This is a genomic window from Burkholderia sp. BCC0397 (assembly GCF_902832865.1).
Taxonomy (GTDB): domain Bacteria; phylum Pseudomonadota; class Gammaproteobacteria; order Burkholderiales; family Burkholderiaceae; genus Burkholderia.
Genome location: NZ_CADFDL010000004.1, coordinates 176,302 through 195,958, shown reverse-complemented (window position 1 = coordinate 195,958; position 19,657 = coordinate 176,302). Strand labels below are relative to the sequence as shown.

Genomic DNA, 19,657 nt, shown 5'->3' with positions numbered 1-19,657 from the left:
ACGGCGTCCCGCGCCGTTTTCGAGGTGGCTGCGCGCAGGTTGCAGCCTTGTCGAGGGAGTCGGTTTCATGACGCAGTCTTTCACTCGCCGCGCCGACGCGCTCGCGCGCGACTCGTATTACGAAGCCACGGTCACGCGGCCTGTGGCGGATGATCCCGTGCTCGAAGCGGCGATCGACGTCGATGTCTGCGTGATCGGCGCCGGTTTCGCGGGCCTGTCGACGGCGCTCGACTGCCGCGCACGCGGGCTGTCCGTCGCCGTGATCGATGCACACCGGCCCGGCTGGGGCGCATCGGGCCGCAACGGCGGCCAGGCGATCACGGGCTTCGCGAAAGACGAAGTGATCGAGCGACAGCTCGGCATCGACGGCGCACGCGCCGCGTGGTCGCTGTCGCTCGACGGCGTCGCGCTGATCGCCGAGCGCATCGCGCGCTACGGGATCGATTGCGACTTCACGCGCGGCTACCTGACGGTCGCGACGAAGCCGCGCCGCATCGACGATCTGCGCGCGTGGATGAACGCCGCGACGTCGCGCTGGGGCCATCCATCGCTCGCGTGGCTCGATACCGGCGAGATCCAGGCGCGCATTGCATCGACGCGCTATCTGGCCGGCGTGCACGATCCGCTGTCGGGCCATCTGCATCCGCTCAAGTACTGCCTCGGCCTCGCCGATGCCGCGCGCCGCGAAGGCGTCGCGCTGTACGCACACACGCCCGCGCTCGACGTCGTGCGCGGCGCACGGCCCGTCGTGCGCACGCCGTCGGGCGAAGTGCGCTGCCGCTTCGTCGTGTCGTGCTGCAACGCGGGCCCCGGCGGCGTGCTGCCGGCCGCGACCGCCGCGCGCATCGCGCCGATCGCGTCCTACATCATCGCGACCGAGCCGCTCGGCCGCGCACGCGCCGACGCGCTGATCGCGCGGCGCGAAGCCGTGTGCGACAACAACTTCTTCCTCGACTACTTCCGGCTGTCGGCCGACCACCGGATGCTGTTCGGCGGCCGCGCGAATTCGGCCGGCGCGTCGCCCGCCGCGCTCGCCGAAGCGATCCGGCAGCGCATGGTCGGCGTGTTCCCGCAGCTCGGCGACGTGCGCGTCAACCACGCGTGGGGCGGCTTCGTCGACGTCACGCGCAACCGTGCGCCGGACTTCGGCGCGATCGATCCGAACTTCTTCTACGTGCAGGGCTTCAGCGGCCACGGCGTCGCGCTCACCGGCATCGCCGGACGCGCGGTCGCCGGCGCGATCGCGGGCGACACGCGCGCGTTCGACCTGTTCGCACGCTTGCGTCACCGGCGCTTTCCCGGCGGCGATGCATGGCGGCAACCCGCGCTCGAGCTCGGGATGCTGTACCACCGCGTGCGCGAGCTGTTCTGAGCCCTCTTTATCCGTTCTCCTACCATGCAGACATTCGCCAACCAGCCGCACGTCGCGTCGTACTACGCGGCGACCGCCAACGACACGACCCGCCACGCGCCGCTCGCCGGCACGACCGACGCCGACGTATGCGTGATCGGCGCGGGCCTCACGGGCCTGTCCGCCGCGCTCAACCTCGCCGAGCGCGGCCATTCGGTGACCGTGCTCGAAGCGTCGCGGGTCGGATGGGCGGCGAGCGGCCGCAACGGCGGCCAGTTGATCGGCGGCTTCGCGTGCGGCATCGACACGTTCGCGCAGTTCATGCCGGAAGGCGACGTGAAGCGCATCTGGGACATGGGGCTCGAAACGCTGTCGCTCGTGAAATCGCGCATCGCGCGGCACGACATCGACTGCGCGCTGGTGCCCGGCTACCTGACGGCGGCCAACACCGAACGCGACGCCGATGCGCTGAGACGGTGGCGCGACGAAGCCGCGAAGCGCTTCGGCTACGACCGCTTCCACTTCGTCGAAGCCGACGCGCTCGGCGACTACGTGCAGTCGGCCCGCTATTGCGGCGGCCTGTACGACCCCGACAGCGGCCATCTCCATCCGCTCAACTACACGCTCGGCCTCGCGCGGGCGGCCACCGATGCGGGCGTGCGCATCCACGAGGACAGCTGCGTGACGCGCGTGCGCGACGTGTCCGGCGGCCACGTCGTCGAGACGAGCGGCGGCAACGTGCGTGCGCGCTTCGTCGTGCTCGCCTGCAACACCTACGTCGGCACGCTCGCGCCCGCGCTGTCGAGGAAGATCATGCCGGTCGGCACCTACGTGATCGCGACCGAGCCGCTCGGCGAAGCGCGCGCCGCCGCGCTGATGCCCGCCCGCGCGGCGATCTGCGACAGCCGCTTCGTGCTCGACTATTTCCGGCCGGCGCCCGACACGCGGCTCGTGTGGGGCGGCAAGGTCAGCTATTCGACGCGCGAGCCGCGCGACCTCGCGGCGGCAATGCGCGCCGACATGCTGAAGACGTTCCCGCAGCTCGCGGACGTGAAGGTCGACTATGCGTGGGGCGGCTTCGTCGACATCACGATGAACCGCGCGCCGCACTTCGGCCGCCTCGCGCCGACGACGTACTTCGCGCAGGGGTTCTCAGGGCACGGCGTGAACACGACCGCGCTCGCGGGCAAGCTGATCGCCGAAGCGATCGACGGCCAGGCGAGCCGCTTCGACCTGTTCGACAAGATCCGGCATCGCGACTTCCCCGGCGGCGAGGCGCTGCGCACGCCGGCGCTGGTGCTCGCGATGAGCTGGTACCGGCTGCTGGATGCGTTCGGCGTGCATTGAGCGCGTCGCGCACTATTGCCGCGCAGAAGCAGAACGGCCGCTCGTTCGAGCGGCCGTTCGGTCGGGCGGCAGGATTTGCGTGTAGCAGCCGCGCGTCAGTCGGTACCGTACTTCGGCGAGCGCGGCCCGTACAGCAGCCCGTTCGGCGGGCCGGCCGACAGCAGCCGGGTGCTCGTCAGCCCGGCGACGTCATGCGCTTCGTCGGTCAGCGAATGCGCGACCTGCTTGACGGCCGCCTGCACGAGCGCCCCGACGACCCCGAACGCATTGACGCTCATGTTGTTGCCGATTTCCTTGCCGGTCGCCCGGCCCTCGCCCTGCCACAGCACGTCGCCGCTCTTCAGGTCGACGAGCTTCGCCGACGCGGAAACGATCGTCGTGCTGTCTACCAGCTGGTAGACGGAGCCGTACTGCGTGACCTTCGAATACAGCGCGGCGTCCGCGCCGAAGATCTCGCGCAGCTTCGCCGGCGACGTCGCCTGGATGTCGGTCGCATTCGTCAGGCCGTTCTGCTTGAACGTCTCGTCCATCACCGCGACAGGCACCACGTAGTAGCCCGACTCGGCGAGCGGCAGCGTCATTTGCGACAGCACGCCGTAAGTCGCGCCGACGTCGGTGGTTTCGTTGACCGGCGGCAGCACGAGGATCGAGCGCGGCTGGCTCTTCTTGAACGCCGTGTAGTCGGGACGTTGCACCGGCTGCGCGCACGCGCTCAGCAGCGCGGCGATCGACAGCACGGACAGCAGCTTGAATGAAAGTGTCTTGAACATGGCGGGCGTGTCACTGTTTGGCAGGGTTCGAATCGGCATTCTTCTGACCGGCAACCGTCTGGCCGGCTGCCGTCGGATTTGCGGCTTTCGATGTACCGCCCTTCTTCTTCATCAGGAAATCCATATACGACGCGGATTCCGGGAACAGTTGCTTTTCGGCCTGCAGTTCCTGCTCGGCCTGCTGCTCGTTGCCGACGCTCGCATACAGCATCCCGAGATGCGCATGGAAACCCGGCGGCGGCGTATGGCCCTTCGCGCGAATCTCCTGCAGCGCTTTTTCGAGCGCATCGATCTGCTGCTGCGGCGCTTGCTGCCCCTTGAAGTATTCGTACACCTGCGGCTGATAGCCGGTCCACTGATACAGCGGCGGCGTGGTCGGCGCCGCGCAGCCCGCGAGCAGCAAGGCAGCCGCCGTCGCCGGCAGCCAGATTCCCCGTTTCATGGTCTTGTCTCTTCTGGTTGGTGAGATGATTCGTTCGTCCCGCATCGCGCGCGGCACTTACTGCGCCGCCTTCAGCGCGCCGGCGTCGACCTGGTCGACGAGATGGTTGACGGCTTCCTGGATCGCGAGGTCCAGCACCTTGCCGTTGAGCGTCGAGTCGTAGCCGGCCGTGCCGCCGAAGCCGATCACCTCGCGGTTCGACAGGCTGAACTCGCCCGCCCCCTGGCTCGATGCGATGACTTCCGACGTCGTCGTATCGACGATGTTCAGGTTGACCTTCGCGTACGCGACCTGTGTCTTGCCGCGGCCGAGAATGCCGAACAGCTGATGATCGCCGACGTCCTTGCGGCCGAACTCGGTCACGTCGCCGGTCACCACGTAGTTCGCGCCCTTCACGGCCTGCGCTTTCTTCATGAAGCCGGCTTCCTGCTTGATCTCGTCGAGGTTCTCGCGATCGAGCACGTTGAAGCGGCGGCTCTGCTGCAGGCGCGTGACGAGGATCGTCTTCGCCTGTCCGCCGAGGCGGTCGATGCCGTCGGAGAAAATGCCGCGCATGTAGCTCGAGCGGTTGTCGAACTTGCCGACGGCGATCGCAACGGGCTTGCCCGCGTACGGCTTCTGCGCGCTGCTGACGGCCGGCACATCGAGCGTGCGCGACGATTCGGTCGCGCAGCCGGACAGCGCTGCGACGACCGCTGCCGCCACGAGGACGGTGCGTCGTGTCTGAATGTTCACTGCTGGTCTCCTTGCTGGAAAAGAGGGCACTACGCGGGCACGCGTTCATCGCCGGTTCGGCGATCGCGGTCAGTCATGGAGGGCGCGCGCAACGGATGCGTTACGGCAAAAAGAGGATGGGTATTGCGATGCGCGCCTGCATCGCGCGCACGGATGACTCCGTTATTCTGGTTACCGCGCTGTTGATCGCGCATGGTCGGCCCCGTATATGATTTTTCGCGATCATATCAAGCCTGTTTATCAAGACGGCGTATCTTGATAATAATTGACGATTTTCGCACTTATATTAAATACGCGACCCATTCGTGCGCGAAGCCTTGCAAGCACGGGCTCGCGCGACACACGACCGATACGCGTCGGCTTTTCCGTGTCGATATCGCCGGATTAACGAGCAATCCAACGATATCGGCACACGTCATCCGTACATTCGATCCGAACGATCAATATCTCGACAATAAGCCGTCCGGCATGCCAGCCGCACGCGCACCTGCATCGGTGCAAACGCGCGTGCGATTCCCGCTAGTCGGCCACCTTCTGCCGCATCGTCACGAACTCCTCGGCCGCGGTCGGATGAATGCCGATCGTGTCGTCGAACTGCGCCTTCGTCGCGCCCGCGCGAATCGCGATCGCGATGCCCTGGATGATCTCGCCCGCATCGCGGCCGACCATGTGCGCGCCGACCACACGCTGGCTGTCGCGCGCGACGACGAGCTTCATCAGCGTGCGCTCGTCGCGGCCCGACAGCGTGTGACGCAGCGCCTTGAACGACGTGCGGTAGATATCGACGTCACCCAGCGTGCGACGCGCATCGGCCTCGCTCAGGCCGACCGTCGCGACCTCCGGCTGGCTGAACACGGCCGACGGCACGTACGCGTGATCGACCGCGACGCGCGACCCGCCGAACAGCGTGCGCGCGAGCAGCCCGGCGTCGCGCGTCGCGACCGGCGTGAGCTGCGGCCGCGACGTGACGTCGCCGATCGCGTGGATCGACGGCACCGACGTCGCCGAATACGCATCGACGGCAATCGCGCCGCGCGCATCGAGCAGGATGCCCGCCTGCTCGAGCCCGATCCCGTCGACGTTCGGCACGCGCCCCGTCGCATAGAGCACCTGATCGTACGGCCCGTGCCGCGCGTCGCCGACGCGCACGAACAGCGTGCCGTCGCTCGCGCGCTCGATCGATTCGATCACCGCGCGCGGATGAATCGTGACGCCCTGCTTCGTCATCTCGTCGGTCAGGAACTGGCGCACGTCGTCGTCGAAGCCGCGCAGGATTCTTTCGCCGCGATAGAACACGTCGACGTGGCTGCCGAAGCCGTTGAAGATGCCCGCGAACTCGACCGCGATATAGCCGCCGCCGACCACCGCGATGCGTGCGGGCAGCGTCGCGAGCGACAGCGCCTCGCGCGACGTGATCGCATGCTCGATGCCGGGTCGCGGCGGCAGCGACGGCCGCGAGCCGGTCGCGATCGCGATGTGGCGCGCGCGGATCGTGCGCGCGCCGATCGCGACCGTGTGCGCATCGACGAGCGTCGCGCGGCCGGCGTGCATGTCGACGCCCGATTGCTGCAGCAGGTTGATGTAGATGTCGCTCAGCCGGTTGATCTCGCGATCCTTCGCGGCGATCAGCGCGGGCCAGTCGAGCGTGCCGGCGCCGAAGGTCCAGCCGAAGCCCTTCGCGTCGTCGACTTCGTGCGGGTAGTGCGATGCGTAGACGAGCAGTTTCTTCGGGATGCAGCCGCGCAGCACGCAGGTGCCGCCGATCTGCTCTTCTTCCGCAATGCCGACGCGTGCGCCGTATGACGCGGACATCCGCGCGAGCCTCACGCCGCCCGAGCCGGCGCCGATGACGAACAGGTCGTAGTCGAAATCCATCGCATCCCCTCATCGCAGTTCGGATGGAGGCACGATAGCAAGATTCGGGAATTCGTGCGGCGCATGGCGTGTGCGGCGCGCCCAATAAAAAACGGCGAGAGACGAGGCCTCTCGCCGGTCAAACCGGCTGGCGGTTGTACCATGCGTCACCGATCGACCGCATGCCCGACCTGCCGATTGCGCGGCACCGGTCGGCCCGGGCGCGCGAAGGGCGCGCCCGCGGCCGGACCGGCCGCCATGCTCATGCCTGCGACGTGTCGCTGCCGTCCGTCGCCTGCGTATCGTCTGCCTGCTGCGGCTGCTCGTCCTTCTTCTCGAGCAGGCCTTCGATCGCCTCGGCGCCCTTGAAACCGGCGACGGCCGCGGCCGCCTTGGTCAGCAGGCCCGCATCCGGATCCAGCTTTTCCGCGCCTTCGACGGCGGCGACCGCACCGGCGATTTCACCCACGACGTTCAGGATACCCATCGTCATCCCCTTTCAAGAAAATCGTGAGCGCATCGTCCCACGAAAAAAAACCGGCAGACCGTGTTTGTCATCACCGGATACACAAATTACGCACCAGGCCGGCCGCGCTCACCGAACACCGCCGGAACGACACACGCGCGCGCACGGCGGCACGCAGCGGGCGATGCACGCAGCGTAGCGGAAAGCCTGCGCGCGCACTGTAAAAGTATGTTCTGGAATGCCGACGGATCGCTTACGGCGCGGGGATGCCGTGATGAAGCGATTGCCGAATAGTCGTGTGCGCGTATGAATGCCGCATGACGAAAAAAAGAGGCTCCTCGCGGAGCCTCTTCGATGCGCGCCGGACGAAACCGGCGCATGCGTTCCGACGTTCGTCAGAAGATATTGCGCAGGCCGATCGCGATGCCCGTCTGGTTGCTGCGGCCGGGCAGTTCGACGTTCGCCGCGCCGTTCGTCTTGTTGAAGTCGACGGTGCCGTAGATTTCGGTGCGCTTGCTCAGCGCGTACTCGGCGATGCCGACGATCGCGTAGCGGTTGCCGCTCGCGAGCGTGCCGTTCGTGGTCATCGCATTGCGCATGTGGTCGTAGTAGAACGCGCCCGTCAGCGTCAGCGGCGCGCTGACCTGCCAGCTCACGCCCGCGAACGGACCGTCGTCGATGCGGCCGGTGCCCTTCGCGACCGGAATCGTCTGCTGCGCGAGCAGGCTGTCGACGAAGCCCGTGTCATCCTTCGAGCGCAGGTAGCCCGCGTAGATCTTCGCCTTGCTGAACGCGTACACGACGTTCGCGTGGTAGATCGTCTGCTTGCGCGCCGAGTTGTCGCTGTTCTGCTGCGCGCCGGCCGCGATGCTGAGCGGGCCCATCACGTACGACAGCGACACGCCCCACGCATTGCCCTTGCCGAGCGAGCCCGGAATCTGGCCCGAGAAGCCGCCGGCGCCGGTCGATTCGTAGTTGGTGCCGGTCGAGTACATCGCCTTCGCCGTCAGGCCCTCGAACTTGCCCGTGTACTTGATCTGGTTGTCCGCATACAGGCCGCCGCCGAGTGCGACCGGCAGCCATGCGTTTTCGAGGTAGTTGCCGACCGTGAGCGGATCGTAGGTATCCGACAGCAGGTCGAACAGCGGCGTCTTCTGGCGGCCGAGGGTCACCGTGCCGTACGGGCTCTGCAGGCCGACGTACGCCGCGCGGTTGAACAGGCGGCCGCTGTCGGCGAACGCGCCGTTCTGCAGGTTCACGCCGCTCTCGAGGTTGAACACGGCCTTCAGGCCGCCGCCGAGATCTTCCGTGCCGTAGATGCCGAAGCGGCTGTTCGTGATCGCGCCGTTGGTCATCGACAGCAGGCCGTCGTTCTTCGCGTTGGCGTTGGTCAGGTAACGGATGCTGGCATCGGCGACGCCCCAGAGCGTGACCGAGCTTTGTGCTGCTGCGTACTGGCTGGCGAAGGCCAGCGCCGCGCCCCCTGCGATGATTGCGAGTCGGGTGGTCTGCTTCATGAGCTTTCCTTTTTTAGGTGTCTCCATTCATGGCCGGCCGCGTGCGCAGCCGGGTGGCGATCGCGGACGTTCATGGCGGGCGCGATGTGGGCTGAATCATAAGACGAGTACGAACACTGAAAGAAATTGAAATACGCGGCAATCGCGCGATTGTCGTCCGGGAACAACGTTTCCCGCGCCGGGTCCGTCTCGCGCGGCGGCGGGACGGTGGGAGGGTGCGCGACGGCGGGCACGCGCGGCGCCGCAAGGTTCGTCGATGGTGCGGTGCGGTCACGCGGATCGTGGCGAAATGATCGGTGCGATCGTTGCGGCGGCCGGCCGGCCGCTTGCCGCTTGCCGCTTGCCGCTTGCCGCTTGCCGCTTGCCCGCTTGCCCGCTTGCCCGCTTGCCCGCTTGCCCGCTTGCCCAGGTCGCGAGCGTATCGAAGTTCAACAGGCGCAACACCCGCCGTCAGGCCGTTTGCGTCGCCCCGTCGCTGCCGTTGCCCGCGTCACCGTTGCCGCCCGCGTCGCCCGCACCGCCGTTCCCCGCACGCCGCCGAGCCCGCCGCACGATCTCCGCGAATGCGCCGACGAGCAGAAGCACGGCGCCCCACAGCGCGATGTCCGGCGCGAGCCGCGTCACGAGGCCGCCGACCACCGCACCGGCCAGGAAACAGAAACTGATCGTCGCGAGCAGCGCCGAGTCGTGCAGCGCACCGGCGTCGTAGCGCGGAATGAGCCCGACGAACAGCTTCTGCGCGGCGCGCCGCAGGTTGCCGGTCGTCATCACCGACGTGTACGACAGTTCCTCGAGATGGGTGAACGACAGCGTCTGCAGCGTCGCGACGAACGAGATGCCCGGAATCAGCCACGCACTCGACGCACCGACGAGGCCGCTCGCGGCGACGCCGAGAAACGCGATTTCGACGATCAGGCTCACGAACGCCGTATGCCGCATCCAGCCGCGCTGCGCGGCGAGGCCGAACAGGTGCGCGACGAACACTGCGATGACGAAGCCGCCGAGCGGCGGCACGTGATGCAGCGCGGCGGCCCATTCGCCGGCCGACAGGTTGATGCCGAGCAGCGCGACGTTGCCGGTCATCGTGTTCGCGAACACGTGGCCGTGGCCGACGTACGTGTAAGCGTCGAGGTAGCCGCCGGACAGCGTCAGCAATGCGGCGACAGTGAGATTGCGGCTGGCGCCGTCGAGATCCATCGATCCTCCGTGGTGCGCGCCGCCCGGCCGCGCGCGGCGGGCGGCGCGAATGTCAGTCGTGCCGGCAGGTGCGCCGCCGGCACTGCGCGGCCGGGCTTCGCCGCCTGCCGCACGCCAATATGATGTTCGCCGTCGGGGTACGGGCGAGCGCCGCGCATCGCACCCGGCCGGAACGAGCCGACCGCGCGCGTTTCACCGCCGCAAGACCGGCCGAGTATACCGGGCCGACCGGCGCCGGCCGCAGCCGCGCGCGTCGCCCCGCCCCGCTTCACCGGGCCTTCGAATGACACTCGCGAAGTGCTTCCTGCGCTACACGGTCATCCCGTTCGCCGCGATCGTGCTGGTGGCCGTCTGGGCGTTCAACCGCGAATCGGGCGAGATCGATGTGCGCCAGTACGCGGCGCTGGTGGCCGCCTATCCGTCGTTCACGCCGAAGCTGAAGCACGAGGTGGCCGACGCATTGCGCGGCGGCAGGCTTGCGAAGGCCGATTACGGCACGATCATGCGCGACGCGCTCGACGCGGGGTTCGTGATCGACTGGCCGGATCCGACGGACGACGTCGGCCGCGAGCGCAGCCGGCTGCTCGGCCTCGTGAACGGCGACCTGCCGGCATCGCAGTAACCCGCAACCGCCGCGGACAATGGCCGGCGGCACGACGCGCCGATCACTGCCCGATGCCCGTGAGCCCGATCAGCGCGCCGCCCGCGAGCAGCCACAGCGGATGGATGCGCGTGCGCCACGCCAGCACCGCGCACGCGGCCGTGATGCCCCACTGGATCGCGGTGCGGTTCGACGCCTCGGAAATCAGCACCGCGCTTGCCGCGACGAGCCCGGCCGTCACCGGCATCATCCCCTGCTGCACGTAGCGGCGCCACGGCCGGTCGCGAAAACGCTCCCACGCATGCAGCGCGAGCACGGTGACGATCGACGACGGCCCGAACTTCGCGAGCGACGCGACGAGCAGCCCGGCCCAGCCGGCCACGTGCCAGCCGACCAGCGACACGATCATCATGTTCGGCCCCGGCGCCGCCTGGGCCAGCGCGAACAGCGCGGTGAACTCGTGCGCGCTCATCCAGTGATGCACGTCGACGACCTGCCGCTGCATCTCCGGCAGGATCGTGTTGCCGCCGCCGAACGCGAGCAGCGATAGTTGGCCGAAGATCGTCGCGATGGCGATCAGCGTATCGCTCATGGCCGGCCCTCCTGTTGCGAGTGAGGCGAATCGGGCGAGTGGGGCGAGTGGGGCGAGTGGGGCGAGTGGGGCGCGTCAGCCGGCGCCGGCCGCGGCGTGCCCGCGTCGCGGCGGCGCGACGCGAGCCAGATGCTGACGGGCGTCAGCACGAGCATCGTGGTCAGCAGCGGCATGCGCAGCACCGCGATCGCGACGAACGCGACCACCGCAATCGCCGCCGCCGTGCGCGGCGCCCGAAGCAGCGGCTTTGCGACCTTCACGGCCATCGCGACGAGCAGGCCGGCCGCCGCCGCGGCGAGCCCCGCGAACAGGTGCTGCACGCGCGGATCGCTCTGGGTCTTCGCATACAGCACGCCGAGCGCGACGACGACCAGCGTCGGGCCGGCGATCAACCCGAGAATGCCGGCGAACGCACCGGCGACGCCGCGAAAGCGCATACCGACGGCGACCGACAGGTTGATCACGTTGCCGCCCGGCAGGAACTGGCACAGGCCGAGCAGATCGGTGAATTCGTCGGCGGAGAGCCACTTGCGCTCGTCGACGATCGTGCGCCGCGCGAACGGCAATGCGCCGCCGAACGACATCAGGCCGAGCGACAGGAAACCGGTGAACAACTCGGCGAGGCCGACGCTGCGGGAGGACGCGGCAGGCGGCGGGGAGGCAGGCGGAACAGCGGATTGCATGGGGCTCCTCATCAAACGGTGAACCGAGGTTACCGCCGTTCAGGATTCCGGCAAAACGATTTTATCGGCGCGCCCTTGTGATCTAGAATCACAAGCATGGCACGCGATCTCCCGCCCTTTTCCGCGCTTCGGGCCTTTGAAGCCGCGGCACGACATGAAAGCTTCAGCGCCGCCGGCGACGAGCTGCATGTGACTCACGGTGCCATCAGCCGGCAGATCGCCGGGTTCGAGGCGTGGCTCGGCAAGCCGGTGTTCCACCGCTACGGCAAGCGCGTGAAGCTCACCGACGAAGGCCGCCGCTATCTGGACACGGTGCGCGCGGCGTTCGACAGCATCGCGCACGCGACCGAGCAGTTGCGCCACACCGGCGCGGCGCGCGTGCTGCGCATCAATGCGCTGCCGACCTTCGCGATGAAATGGCTGCTGCCGCGCCTGTCGCGGTTCCAGCGCGACGTGCCGAACGTCGAGCTGAAACTGTCGACGTCGAATGCGCCGCTCGACACGCTGGACGGCTTCGACGTCGCGATCCGCCGCGGCCCTGGCCGCTGGCCGACCTGCACGAGCGGCCACTTCCTCGACGAAAGCGTGATTCCGGTGTGCAGCCCGGCGCTGCTCAAGCGCACGCCGATCACCCGCGCGGACGATCTCGCGCGACATGTGCTGCTGCATTCGGATACGCGGCCGGAAGGCTGGCGCGACTGGTTCGCGGCGGCCGGCGTCGCGATGAAGGGCCGCAAGCGGCAGTCGTTCGACCATTTCTATCTGGCGCTGCAGGCGGCCGTCGACGGGCTGGGCGTCGCGCTCGGCCCGCTACCGCTGATCGACGACGAACTCGCGAGCGGGCGCCTGGTGATGCCGCTCGACGGGCCGCGCATCGCGACGCGCAGCTACTGGTGGATCACGCCGGGCGCGCCGGCCGACGATCCGCTCGTCGCGCAGTTTTGCGCGTGGCTCGAAGCGCAGGCCAATGCGAACGCATGACGCGCCGCGCCTTCGATACCTGATCGACACGGCGGCGATGCCGCGCCGCCCGCCCCCGCACGCGATGCAAAAGTGAAACCGATCCGCGCGCAGCGTGTGCGTTTCTCCTGCGGAATCGCCACCGCTCGACACTGCGCTTGCACGGCCATTCCGGCCATTGCGCGCCAGACCTGATTCCCCCCCGACCGCCCCCGCCGCCTCATGTATCGCACCTGAAACATTTGCGCCGCCCCGGCGCTGCATGACGGCACGCAGCTACCGCTCAGCCCCGGTGCGCGCGGCCGTCCGCGTGCTGGCCCGTTGCTTGCTGATGCAGCCGTGCAGACAACGACGACTGCACGGGCAAGCGGCTCGATGCAGACACAAACAAAACATCAAGCGGGTCGGGGAAATCATGTTGACACTCATATCGGCCGTCACACGGCTGCTGTCCTGCATCACTGCTCCTGTTACGCATCCGTGGATGCCGACGGCGCGACTGCGCACCGTCGACGCCCGATGCGCGAACACGGTCCACCCCGTCACCCGACGTCACGACGCCCCGATTCGATAGGCGAACCCCGGAAAGCCCCCCTGCCGGGCGCATACGCGCCACGACGAGCCGCGCCCTTCGCGCGGGCATCGCCGCCGGCGACCGACCCATGCGCGGGCGGCGCCGGCCGCGACGGACGTCGTATGCGCCGCGCCGCGGCCGGGGTGCGCATGCCCGAGCTTCGCACCGGTCCGATTCCGCATACCGACACACAGGAGGTGCCCACCCAGCAAGCGAACCGATTCCGACGCATCCAGAAGATCCATCGCGCATCCGGACGATCGGGATTCCGTCCCGAATGACCCTCTCGTCGCACCGGCTGCACAGTCAGCTTTCAAGGGGAGAAACCCATCATGAAGCAGTCCGTATTGACCCACGCGGCACTTGCCGCATCGCTCGCCTGCGCCGCCGTCGCGGCATCGGCCGGCCAGACCTCCACGACGTTCGGCGTGTCCGCCACCGTCAACGCAACCTGCCTGATCGACTCGGCGGGCGCGATGACCTTCCCCGCCTATACGCCGGGCACCGGCGATCAATCGGCACAGTCGGCGATCACGGTCCGCTGCACGAACGGCACGAATTTCAACATCGGCCTGAATGCGGGCACCACGTCCGGCGCCACGGTTGCCAACCGCGTCATGACGAGCGGCTCGAACCAGCTCAACTACTCGCTGTACCAGGATTCGAGCCGCACGGTCGTCTGGGGCAACACGCCGCCGACCGACACCGTCACGGGCACGGGCGCCGGCATGGCGATGGCCCAGGCGATCACCAAGACCGTCTACGGCAAGGTGCCCGACCAGCCCAATGCGGTGCCGGGCAGCTACGCCGACACGGTGACGGTCACCGTGACGTTTTAGTGCCGCGCGGAGGGCTCGTCGCATCCCGCATGCGCGCGCCCTCCCGACCGGCCGCCGCCGCGCGTGGCGAAGCGAATCTCCTGGAGGTGGATCTGTCATGAAACCGAACGTGTGCAAACTCGCGACCTGGATCGCGGCCGTGACGCTCGCCGCCGCCTGCGTCGACAGCCGGGCCACCGACTTCACCGTATCTCCCGTTCGCGTCGAGCTCTCCGCCGCGCAGCGCAGCGTCGCGCTCATGGTCAGGAACGAGTCGCCCGACCAGCCGGTGATCGTCCAGCTGCGCACCGTGGCGTGGTCGCAGAACGCCGGCGACGACGTCTACGCGTCCACCGGCGACCTGATTGCCGCGCCGCCCATCTTCACGATCGCGCCCGGCGGCTCGCAGGTCGTGCGAATCGGCCTGCGGCACGCACCGGCCGCCGATCGGGAAACCGGCTACCGGCTCTATCTGCAAGAGATTCCGCCCGCGCCGAAGCCGGGCTTCGCCGGCGTGCAGATCGCGCTCGAAATGAGCCTGCCGATCTTCGTCAAGCCGGCCACCGACACCGCCCCGCGGTTGCGCTGGAGCGCGGAGCCGCGCCCGGGCGGCGCGGGCCTGCTCGCGCTGCGCGTGACCAACGACGGCACCGCGCATGCGCAGGTCGCGAACCTCGCGCTGTTCGCGCCGGGCAGCGACCGTCCCGTCGCCACGCATGCGGAATTCGCGTACGTGCTGCCGGGCCAGTCGCGGGAACTGATGTTCAAGCCCGGCGCCGCAACCGCGCCGGCCGTTGCTTCCGGATTGCATCTGGTCGGCTACTCCGATGCGGGCGACATCGACTCGACGGTCGCGCCGAGCGCCCGCTAACGCGGCGCTCCTGATCGCGATTCTCATGAGCGCGCAGACCACCCTCGCGGAAGAACGCCTGGTCACGGCCCCGGCGGTCGCGGCGCATGGCGCGGCGGGCGGCCCGGCCGAGCTGCTGTACCAGGTCGACATCAACCGGCAGGGGCTCGACGAAACCGCGCTGCTGATCAAGGCGGCCGACGGCGCGTTCTACGTGTCGGCCGACGACCTGAAACGCTGGCGGCTCAGGCAGCCGGACGTCCCGCCGCTGGCCGGCAACGACACCCCGTTCTATCCGCTGAAGGCGATTGCGGGGCTCACGTACACCGTCGACGAGTCGGGCCTGACGATGGCGATCAGCGTCCCGGCCCAGGCATTCGTCGGCGCGACCTTCGACGAGACCGACCGGCGCCGCGCGCCCGCGGTCGCGCCGGGCATCGGCGGCTTCTTCAACTACGACCTGCTCGCGGAGCAGGCTGCAGGTCAGACGCACGGCTCGGGCCTGTTCGAGCTCGGCTTCTTCAACCGCTTCGGCGTCGGCGTCGGCACGTTCCTCGCCGACGAATCGGGCCCGACGCGGCGCCTGACGCGCCTCGAAACCACCTGGACAACCGATCGGCCCGACAAGCTCGCCAGCCTGCGCTTCGGCGACGCGATCAGCCGCCCCGGCATGTGGGGCCGCGCGATCCGCTTCGGCGGCATCCAGTACGCGACCAATTTCTCGACGCAGCCCGGGCTCGTCACGATTCCGCTGCAGGGCGTGAGCGGACAGGCCGTGCTGCCGTCCACCGTCGACGTCTACGTCAACAATGCACTCACGTCGTCGCGCGACGTCGCGCCCGGCCCGTTCGCGATCAACAACGTGCCCGTGGTGACCGGCCAGGGCGACGTGCGCGTCGTGGTGCGCGACGTGATGGGACGCGAGCAGGTGATCACCCAGTCGTTCTATGCGAGCGCGAATCTGCTCAAGCAAGGCATGCAGGACTTCTCGTACGAACTCGGCAAGGAGCGGCGGGATTTCGGCCTCGCGAGCAACGACTACGGGCGCTGGTTCGCCAGCGCGACGCACCGGATCGGCATGACCGACCGGTTCACCGGCGAGATCCATGCCGAAGCCGAAGGGTCCCGGCAGAACCTCGGCGTCGGCGGCGTGATGCTGGCCGGGCCGCTCGGCGTCGTCAACGCGTCCGCGGCGGTGAGCCGCAGCGCCAATGGCCCGGGCGCGCTCGCGACGATGGGTATCGAAAGCCAGTCCGGCTTCGTCGAGATCGGCGCGCACGCGCAATGGGCCACGCCGCATTTCGCGCAGATCGGGCTCGAGCCGGGCACGCCCGCGCCGAAGCTGCTGACGAGCGTCAACCTCGGCATCGGGATGGGCCGCTTCGGCTCGCTCGGGCTCGCGCACGTGTTCCTCGACAATCGCGGCGGCTACAAGACCCAGTTGCTGTCGCTGAGCTACAGCGCGCAGCTCGGCCGCTTCGGCTTCGCCAACATCAGCGTCAGCAAGCCGCTGGGCGGCTCGGGCGCGACGCTGGTCGGCGTCGCATGGACGATACCGGTCGACAACCGCACGAGCGCGTCCGTCACGATGACGCACCAGCAGGGCGCCACCGAAGTGCTCGCGCAACTGCAGCGCAGCCTGCCGGTCGGCGAAGGCTTCGGCTACTCGCTGCAGGCCGGCAACGACACGCAGGACGCGAGCGCGACGCTGCAGACGCGCACCGGCACCTACAGCGTCGAGGCGGCGGCGTATCGCGGCCGCGCCGGCGTGCGTGCCAACGTCGCGGGCGGCGTCGCGTTCGTCGACGGCACCGCGCGCCTGTCGCGGCAGATCACCGACAGCTTCGCGCTGGTCAAGGTGCCGGGCTTCGCCAACGTCGGCATCCTCGCGGACAACCAGATCGTCGCGCACACCGACGCGAGCGGCGTCGCGCTGCTGCCGCGGCTGCGTGCGTATGAAAGCAACCCGATCTCGATCGAGCAGGCCGACCTGCCGTTCGACGCGACGATCGGCACGCTGAAGCTCGACGCGGTGCCCTACTTCCGCAGCGGCATGGCGCTCGCGTTTCCGATCACGCGCTCGCGCGGCGCGATGCTCACGCTCGATCTCGAGAACGGCGCGCACCTGCCGGCCGGCGCGATCGTCACGATCGCAGGACAGAAGGACGCATTTCCGGTCGGCCGCGACGGCGTCGTCTACTTGACCGGACTGTCGGAGCAAAACCAGCTGCATGCGGCGTGGCGCGACCGGCAGTGCGACGTGACCGTGCGCTTTCCCGCCGGCGACGACCCGCTGCCGGACCTGGGCACCCATCTTTGCAAGGGAGTCACACCATGAGACATCGCAAGCATGCCGGGCGACCGGTCCGGCTCGCGCGCCTTCGCGCCGCCGCGGCGCTCGCGGCCGGTGCGGTCATGCTGGTCGCCCTGCCCGCGCGCGCGGCGACGACCTGCACGATGAATGCGCCGTCGTCGATGGCGTTCGGCACGTACGACACGCTCAACGCCGCCACCTCCGCCGCCACGATCTCGATCAGCTGCTCCGGCAGCGGCAACGCGACGCCGACGATCACGGCGAGCGCGGGCGGCGGCACCTTCGCGAACCGCCTGATGACGCGGACCGGCGGCACCCAGACGCTGGGCTACAACCTGTATCTCGACAGCGCGCACACGTCGATCTGGGGCGACGGCACGAGCGGCACGTCGGCGATTTCGTGGGGCAAGATCTCGGGCGCCGGCACCTTCAGCGCAACCGTGTACGGGCTGATCCGCGGCGGCCAGAACGTCGTGCCGGGCGGATACGCGGACAGCAACATCACGATCCTGTTCAACTACTAGGCAACGACCCGGTGCGGTGGCAGCGGTGCGTGGCACGTACCGCCGTCGATCGCCACCACGGACTTGGACAACGGGGGCATACCATGAATCGAACCGAGACAGCGAGCGCCGCCGCAGCACGGTGCGGCCGCCGCGGGCCGACCCGCGCGGCGTCTGTCGCCCCGCAGCGGACCGCCCGCCGCGCGCGCGGGCTGCTTGCGGCCATCGCCGCGCTATCGATCGCACTGCTCGGCGCGGCGCCCGGCCCTACCGATGCGAAGCAGGCCAGCCGGTCGGTGCAGGTCGGTGCGACGGTGCAGGCGTATGCGCGGCTCAAGGCGGCCTATCCGGCCAAGCTCATGATCGCGAACAAGGACACGAGCACCGGCTACGTGGCCGTGCCGAACGTCAACAACACCACGGGGACGACGCTCGCGATCCAGACCAACGACCGGGCCGGGTACACGGTGCGGGTGCAGGTGGCCGCCGCCAGCCAGGCGCTGTTCAGTTCGATCGAGATCAGCGGATTCGGCGGCAAGGTCGTGCTGCCGGCGACGGGCGGCACGATCGTCGTGCCCTATACGGCGCTGAACACGACCTTCACGCTGACCTATCGTTTCGTGTTCGCGCCGAAGGCGAAGGACGGGACCTTTGCGTGGCCGCTCACGTTTTCGGTGCAGCCGAACCCGTGATGTCCGCCCTGCCCGTTCCCGTTCCCGCGGCCATGCGCCACGGCGCCGCTCACACCACCGGCCCCGGTTCCTTCTCCTTGCGCAGGATCGCGTACAGGATGATCGCGCCGAAGGTCGCGGTGCCGATCCCGCCGAGCCCGAAACCGCCGATCTTCAGCGAGAAGTCGCCGGCGCCGAGCACCAGCGTGACCGCCGCGACGATCAGGTTGCGGTTGTCGGAGAAGTCGACCTTGTTGATGACCCAGATTCGCGCGCCCGTCACCGCGATCAGCCCGAACACGACGATCGACACGCCGCCGAGCACGGGGCCCGGGATCGTCTGGATCACCGCGCCGAACTTCGGCGAGAAGCCAAGCCCGATCGCGATCAGCGCGGCGACCGCGAACACCAGCGTCGAATAAATCCGCGTGACGGCCATCACGCCGATGTTCTCCGCGTAAGTGGTCACGCCCGTGCCGCCGACGCTGCCCGACACGATCGTCGCGAGCCCGTCGCCGATGAACGCGCGGCCGACGTAGCGGTCGAGGTTGGTGCCCGTCATCGCGCTGACGGCCTTGATGTGGCCGAGGTTCTCCGCGACCAGGATCACCGCGATCGGCGCGAGCATCAGCATCGCGTGCGGATCGAACACCGGCGCGCGGAAGCCCGGTACGCCGAACCACGCGGCCTGCGCGACGATCGCGAAATCGATCGGCTTGCCGAGGCCCATTCCGTTGGTCGCGATCGCGTAGATCACGTACGCGATCACGAGCCCGACGAGGATCAGGAGGCGCTGCATCATCCCGCGCGCGAACACCGCGACGCCGCCGACGCACAGCACCGTGACGAGCGCCATCACCGATTCGAAGGTCGAGCCCGACACGCCCTTGACCGCGATCGGCGCGAGGTTCAGCCCGATCACCGCGACCACCGCGCCGGTCACGACCGGCGGCATCAGCGTCTCGATCCAGCGCGTGCCGATCGCCTGCACCAGCGCGCCGAGCGCCACGTACACGACGCCGCACGCGACGATCCCGCCGAGCGCGACCGGAATGTTCGGGTTCGGGCCGCTGCCGCCGTAGCCCGTCACCGCGATCACGAGGCCGATGAACGCGAAGCTCGAGCCGAGATAGCTCGGCACCCGGCCGCCGACCAGCACGAAGAACAGCAGCGTGCCGATGCCCGACATGAAGATGCACAGGTTCGGGTCGAAGCCCATCAGCAGCGGCGCGAGCACGGTCGAACCGAACATCGCGACGACGTGCTGCACGCCCATCGCGACCATCTGCGGCCACGCGAGGCGCTCGTCGGGGCCGACCACGCGCGCGGTCGCGCCGGTCGATTGGACCCGCCAGCGCGGGAAGTAGGAATCGGACATGGGGAAAGCGCTCCTGTCGGTCGTCGGTCGCCGG

General features: G+C 68.7%; 19 protein-coding genes. 9 read left to right on the top strand and 10 right to left on the bottom strand.

What is annotated here, in order from left to right:
- Positions 1–67 precede the first annotated feature (67 nt).
- Complete coding sequence (locus HWX03_RS15010) at positions 68–1,372, top strand: FAD-binding oxidoreductase (RefSeq protein WP_175871724.1); 1,305 nt, start codon at positions 68–70, stop codon at positions 1,370–1,372.
- A 24-nt stretch (positions 1,373–1,396) separates the two neighbouring features.
- Positions 1,397–2,698 carry an FAD-binding oxidoreductase gene (locus HWX03_RS15005; protein WP_175871723.1) on the top strand — a complete coding sequence of 434 codons (1,302 nt, stop codon included), beginning with the start codon at positions 1,397–1,399 and terminating at the stop codon, positions 2,696–2,698.
- A 95-nt stretch (positions 2,699–2,793) separates the two neighbouring features.
- Here the strand turns inward: HWX03_RS15005 and HWX03_RS15000 are convergent, their stop codons facing one another.
- The 7 genes from HWX03_RS15000 to HWX03_RS14970 form a co-directional block, all read right to left on the bottom strand.
- A complete protein-coding gene (locus HWX03_RS15000; RefSeq protein ID WP_175871722.1) occupies positions 2,794–3,468 on the bottom strand; it encodes a DUF799 domain-containing protein in 675 nt (224 codons plus the stop codon).
- A 10-nt stretch (positions 3,469–3,478) separates the two neighbouring features.
- On the bottom strand, positions 3,479–3,910 hold the full coding sequence (locus HWX03_RS14995) for a DUF4810 domain-containing protein (protein ID WP_174390299.1): 432 nt from the start codon (positions 3,908–3,910) through the stop codon (positions 3,479–3,481).
- Between the two features lie 57 nt (positions 3,911–3,967).
- On the bottom strand, positions 3,968–4,639 hold the full coding sequence (locus HWX03_RS14990; RefSeq protein WP_208449968.1) for a CsgG/HfaB family protein: 672 nt from the start codon (positions 4,637–4,639) through the stop codon (positions 3,968–3,970).
- 525 nt (positions 4,640–5,164) lie between these two features.
- Positions 5,165–6,520: a glutathione-disulfide reductase gene (gene gor / locus HWX03_RS14985; RefSeq protein ID WP_175871721.1), complete on the bottom strand. Its 1,356-nt coding sequence runs from the start codon at positions 6,518–6,520 to the stop codon at positions 5,165–5,167.
- Positions 6,521–6,761: 241 nt separating this feature from the next.
- Positions 6,762–6,986 (bottom strand): hypothetical protein, encoded by a 225-nt coding sequence (locus HWX03_RS14980; protein ID WP_175822936.1) that lies wholly within the window; start codon positions 6,984–6,986, stop codon positions 6,762–6,764.
- Between the two features lie 374 nt (positions 6,987–7,360).
- Positions 7,361–8,482 (bottom strand): porin, encoded by a 1,122-nt coding sequence (locus HWX03_RS14975; protein ID WP_175871720.1) that lies wholly within the window; start codon positions 8,480–8,482, stop codon positions 7,361–7,363.
- A gap of 450 nt (positions 8,483–8,932) precedes the next feature.
- Positions 8,933–9,679 (bottom strand): YoaK family protein, encoded by a 747-nt coding sequence (locus HWX03_RS14970; RefSeq protein WP_175871719.1) that lies wholly within the window; start codon positions 9,677–9,679, stop codon positions 8,933–8,935.
- Positions 9,680–9,962: 283 nt separating this feature from the next.
- On the opposite strand from HWX03_RS14970, the gene HWX03_RS14965 reads away from it, so the two are divergent.
- Positions 9,963–10,301, top strand: a complete 339-nt coding sequence (locus tag HWX03_RS14965) for a hypothetical protein (protein WP_175871718.1) — start codon at positions 9,963–9,965, stop codon at positions 10,299–10,301.
- A gap of 43 nt (positions 10,302–10,344) precedes the next feature.
- On the opposite strand, the gene HWX03_RS14960 is transcribed toward HWX03_RS14965, so the two are convergent.
- Complete coding sequence (locus HWX03_RS14960) at positions 10,345–10,872, bottom strand: chromate transporter (protein WP_175871717.1); 528 nt, start codon at positions 10,870–10,872, stop codon at positions 10,345–10,347.
- Complete coding sequence (locus HWX03_RS14955) at positions 10,869–11,555, bottom strand: chromate transporter (protein ID WP_175871716.1); 687 nt, start codon at positions 11,553–11,555, stop codon at positions 10,869–10,871. The genes HWX03_RS14960 and HWX03_RS14955 overlap by 4 nt, the downstream gene beginning before the upstream one ends.
- A 96-nt stretch (positions 11,556–11,651) precedes the next feature.
- Between HWX03_RS14955 and HWX03_RS14950 the strand changes: the two genes are divergently transcribed.
- The 6 genes from HWX03_RS14950 (at position 11,652) to HWX03_RS14925 (ending at position 18,266) form a co-directional block, all read left to right on the top strand.
- The gene (locus HWX03_RS14950) at positions 11,652–12,536 is read left to right on the top strand and encodes a transcriptional regulator GcvA (RefSeq protein ID WP_175871715.1); all 885 of its coding nucleotides are present in this window, start codon (positions 11,652–11,654) and stop codon (positions 12,534–12,536) included.
- 885 nt (positions 12,537–13,421) lie between these two features.
- Positions 13,422–13,928, top strand: a complete 507-nt coding sequence (locus HWX03_RS14945) for a spore coat U domain-containing protein (protein ID WP_174433306.1) — start codon at positions 13,422–13,424, stop codon at positions 13,926–13,928.
- 97 nt (positions 13,929–14,025) lie between these two features.
- Positions 14,026–14,778: a molecular chaperone gene (locus HWX03_RS14940; RefSeq protein ID WP_175822942.1), complete on the top strand. Its 753-nt coding sequence runs from the start codon at positions 14,026–14,028 to the stop codon at positions 14,776–14,778.
- Between the two features lie 25 nt (positions 14,779–14,803).
- Positions 14,804–17,095 (top strand): fimbria/pilus outer membrane usher protein, encoded by a 2,292-nt coding sequence (locus tag HWX03_RS14935; RefSeq protein WP_244132647.1) that lies wholly within the window; start codon positions 14,804–14,806, stop codon positions 17,093–17,095.
- Complete coding sequence (locus HWX03_RS14930; RefSeq protein ID WP_244132646.1) at positions 17,092–17,595, top strand: spore coat U domain-containing protein; 504 nt, start codon at positions 17,092–17,094, stop codon at positions 17,593–17,595. The genes HWX03_RS14935 and HWX03_RS14930 overlap by 4 nt, the downstream gene beginning before the upstream one ends.
- 83 nt (positions 17,596–17,678) lie before the next feature.
- Positions 17,679–18,266 carry a hypothetical protein gene (locus HWX03_RS14925; RefSeq protein ID WP_175871714.1) on the top strand — a complete coding sequence of 196 codons (588 nt, stop codon included), beginning with the start codon at positions 17,679–17,681 and terminating at the stop codon, positions 18,264–18,266.
- 49 nt (positions 18,267–18,315) lie between these two features.
- On the opposite strand, the gene HWX03_RS14920 is transcribed toward HWX03_RS14925, so the two are convergent.
- Positions 18,316–19,623 (bottom strand): solute carrier family 23 protein, encoded by a 1,308-nt coding sequence (locus HWX03_RS14920; protein ID WP_175871713.1) that lies wholly within the window; start codon positions 19,621–19,623, stop codon positions 18,316–18,318.
- Positions 19,624–19,657: the final 34 nt, after the last annotated feature.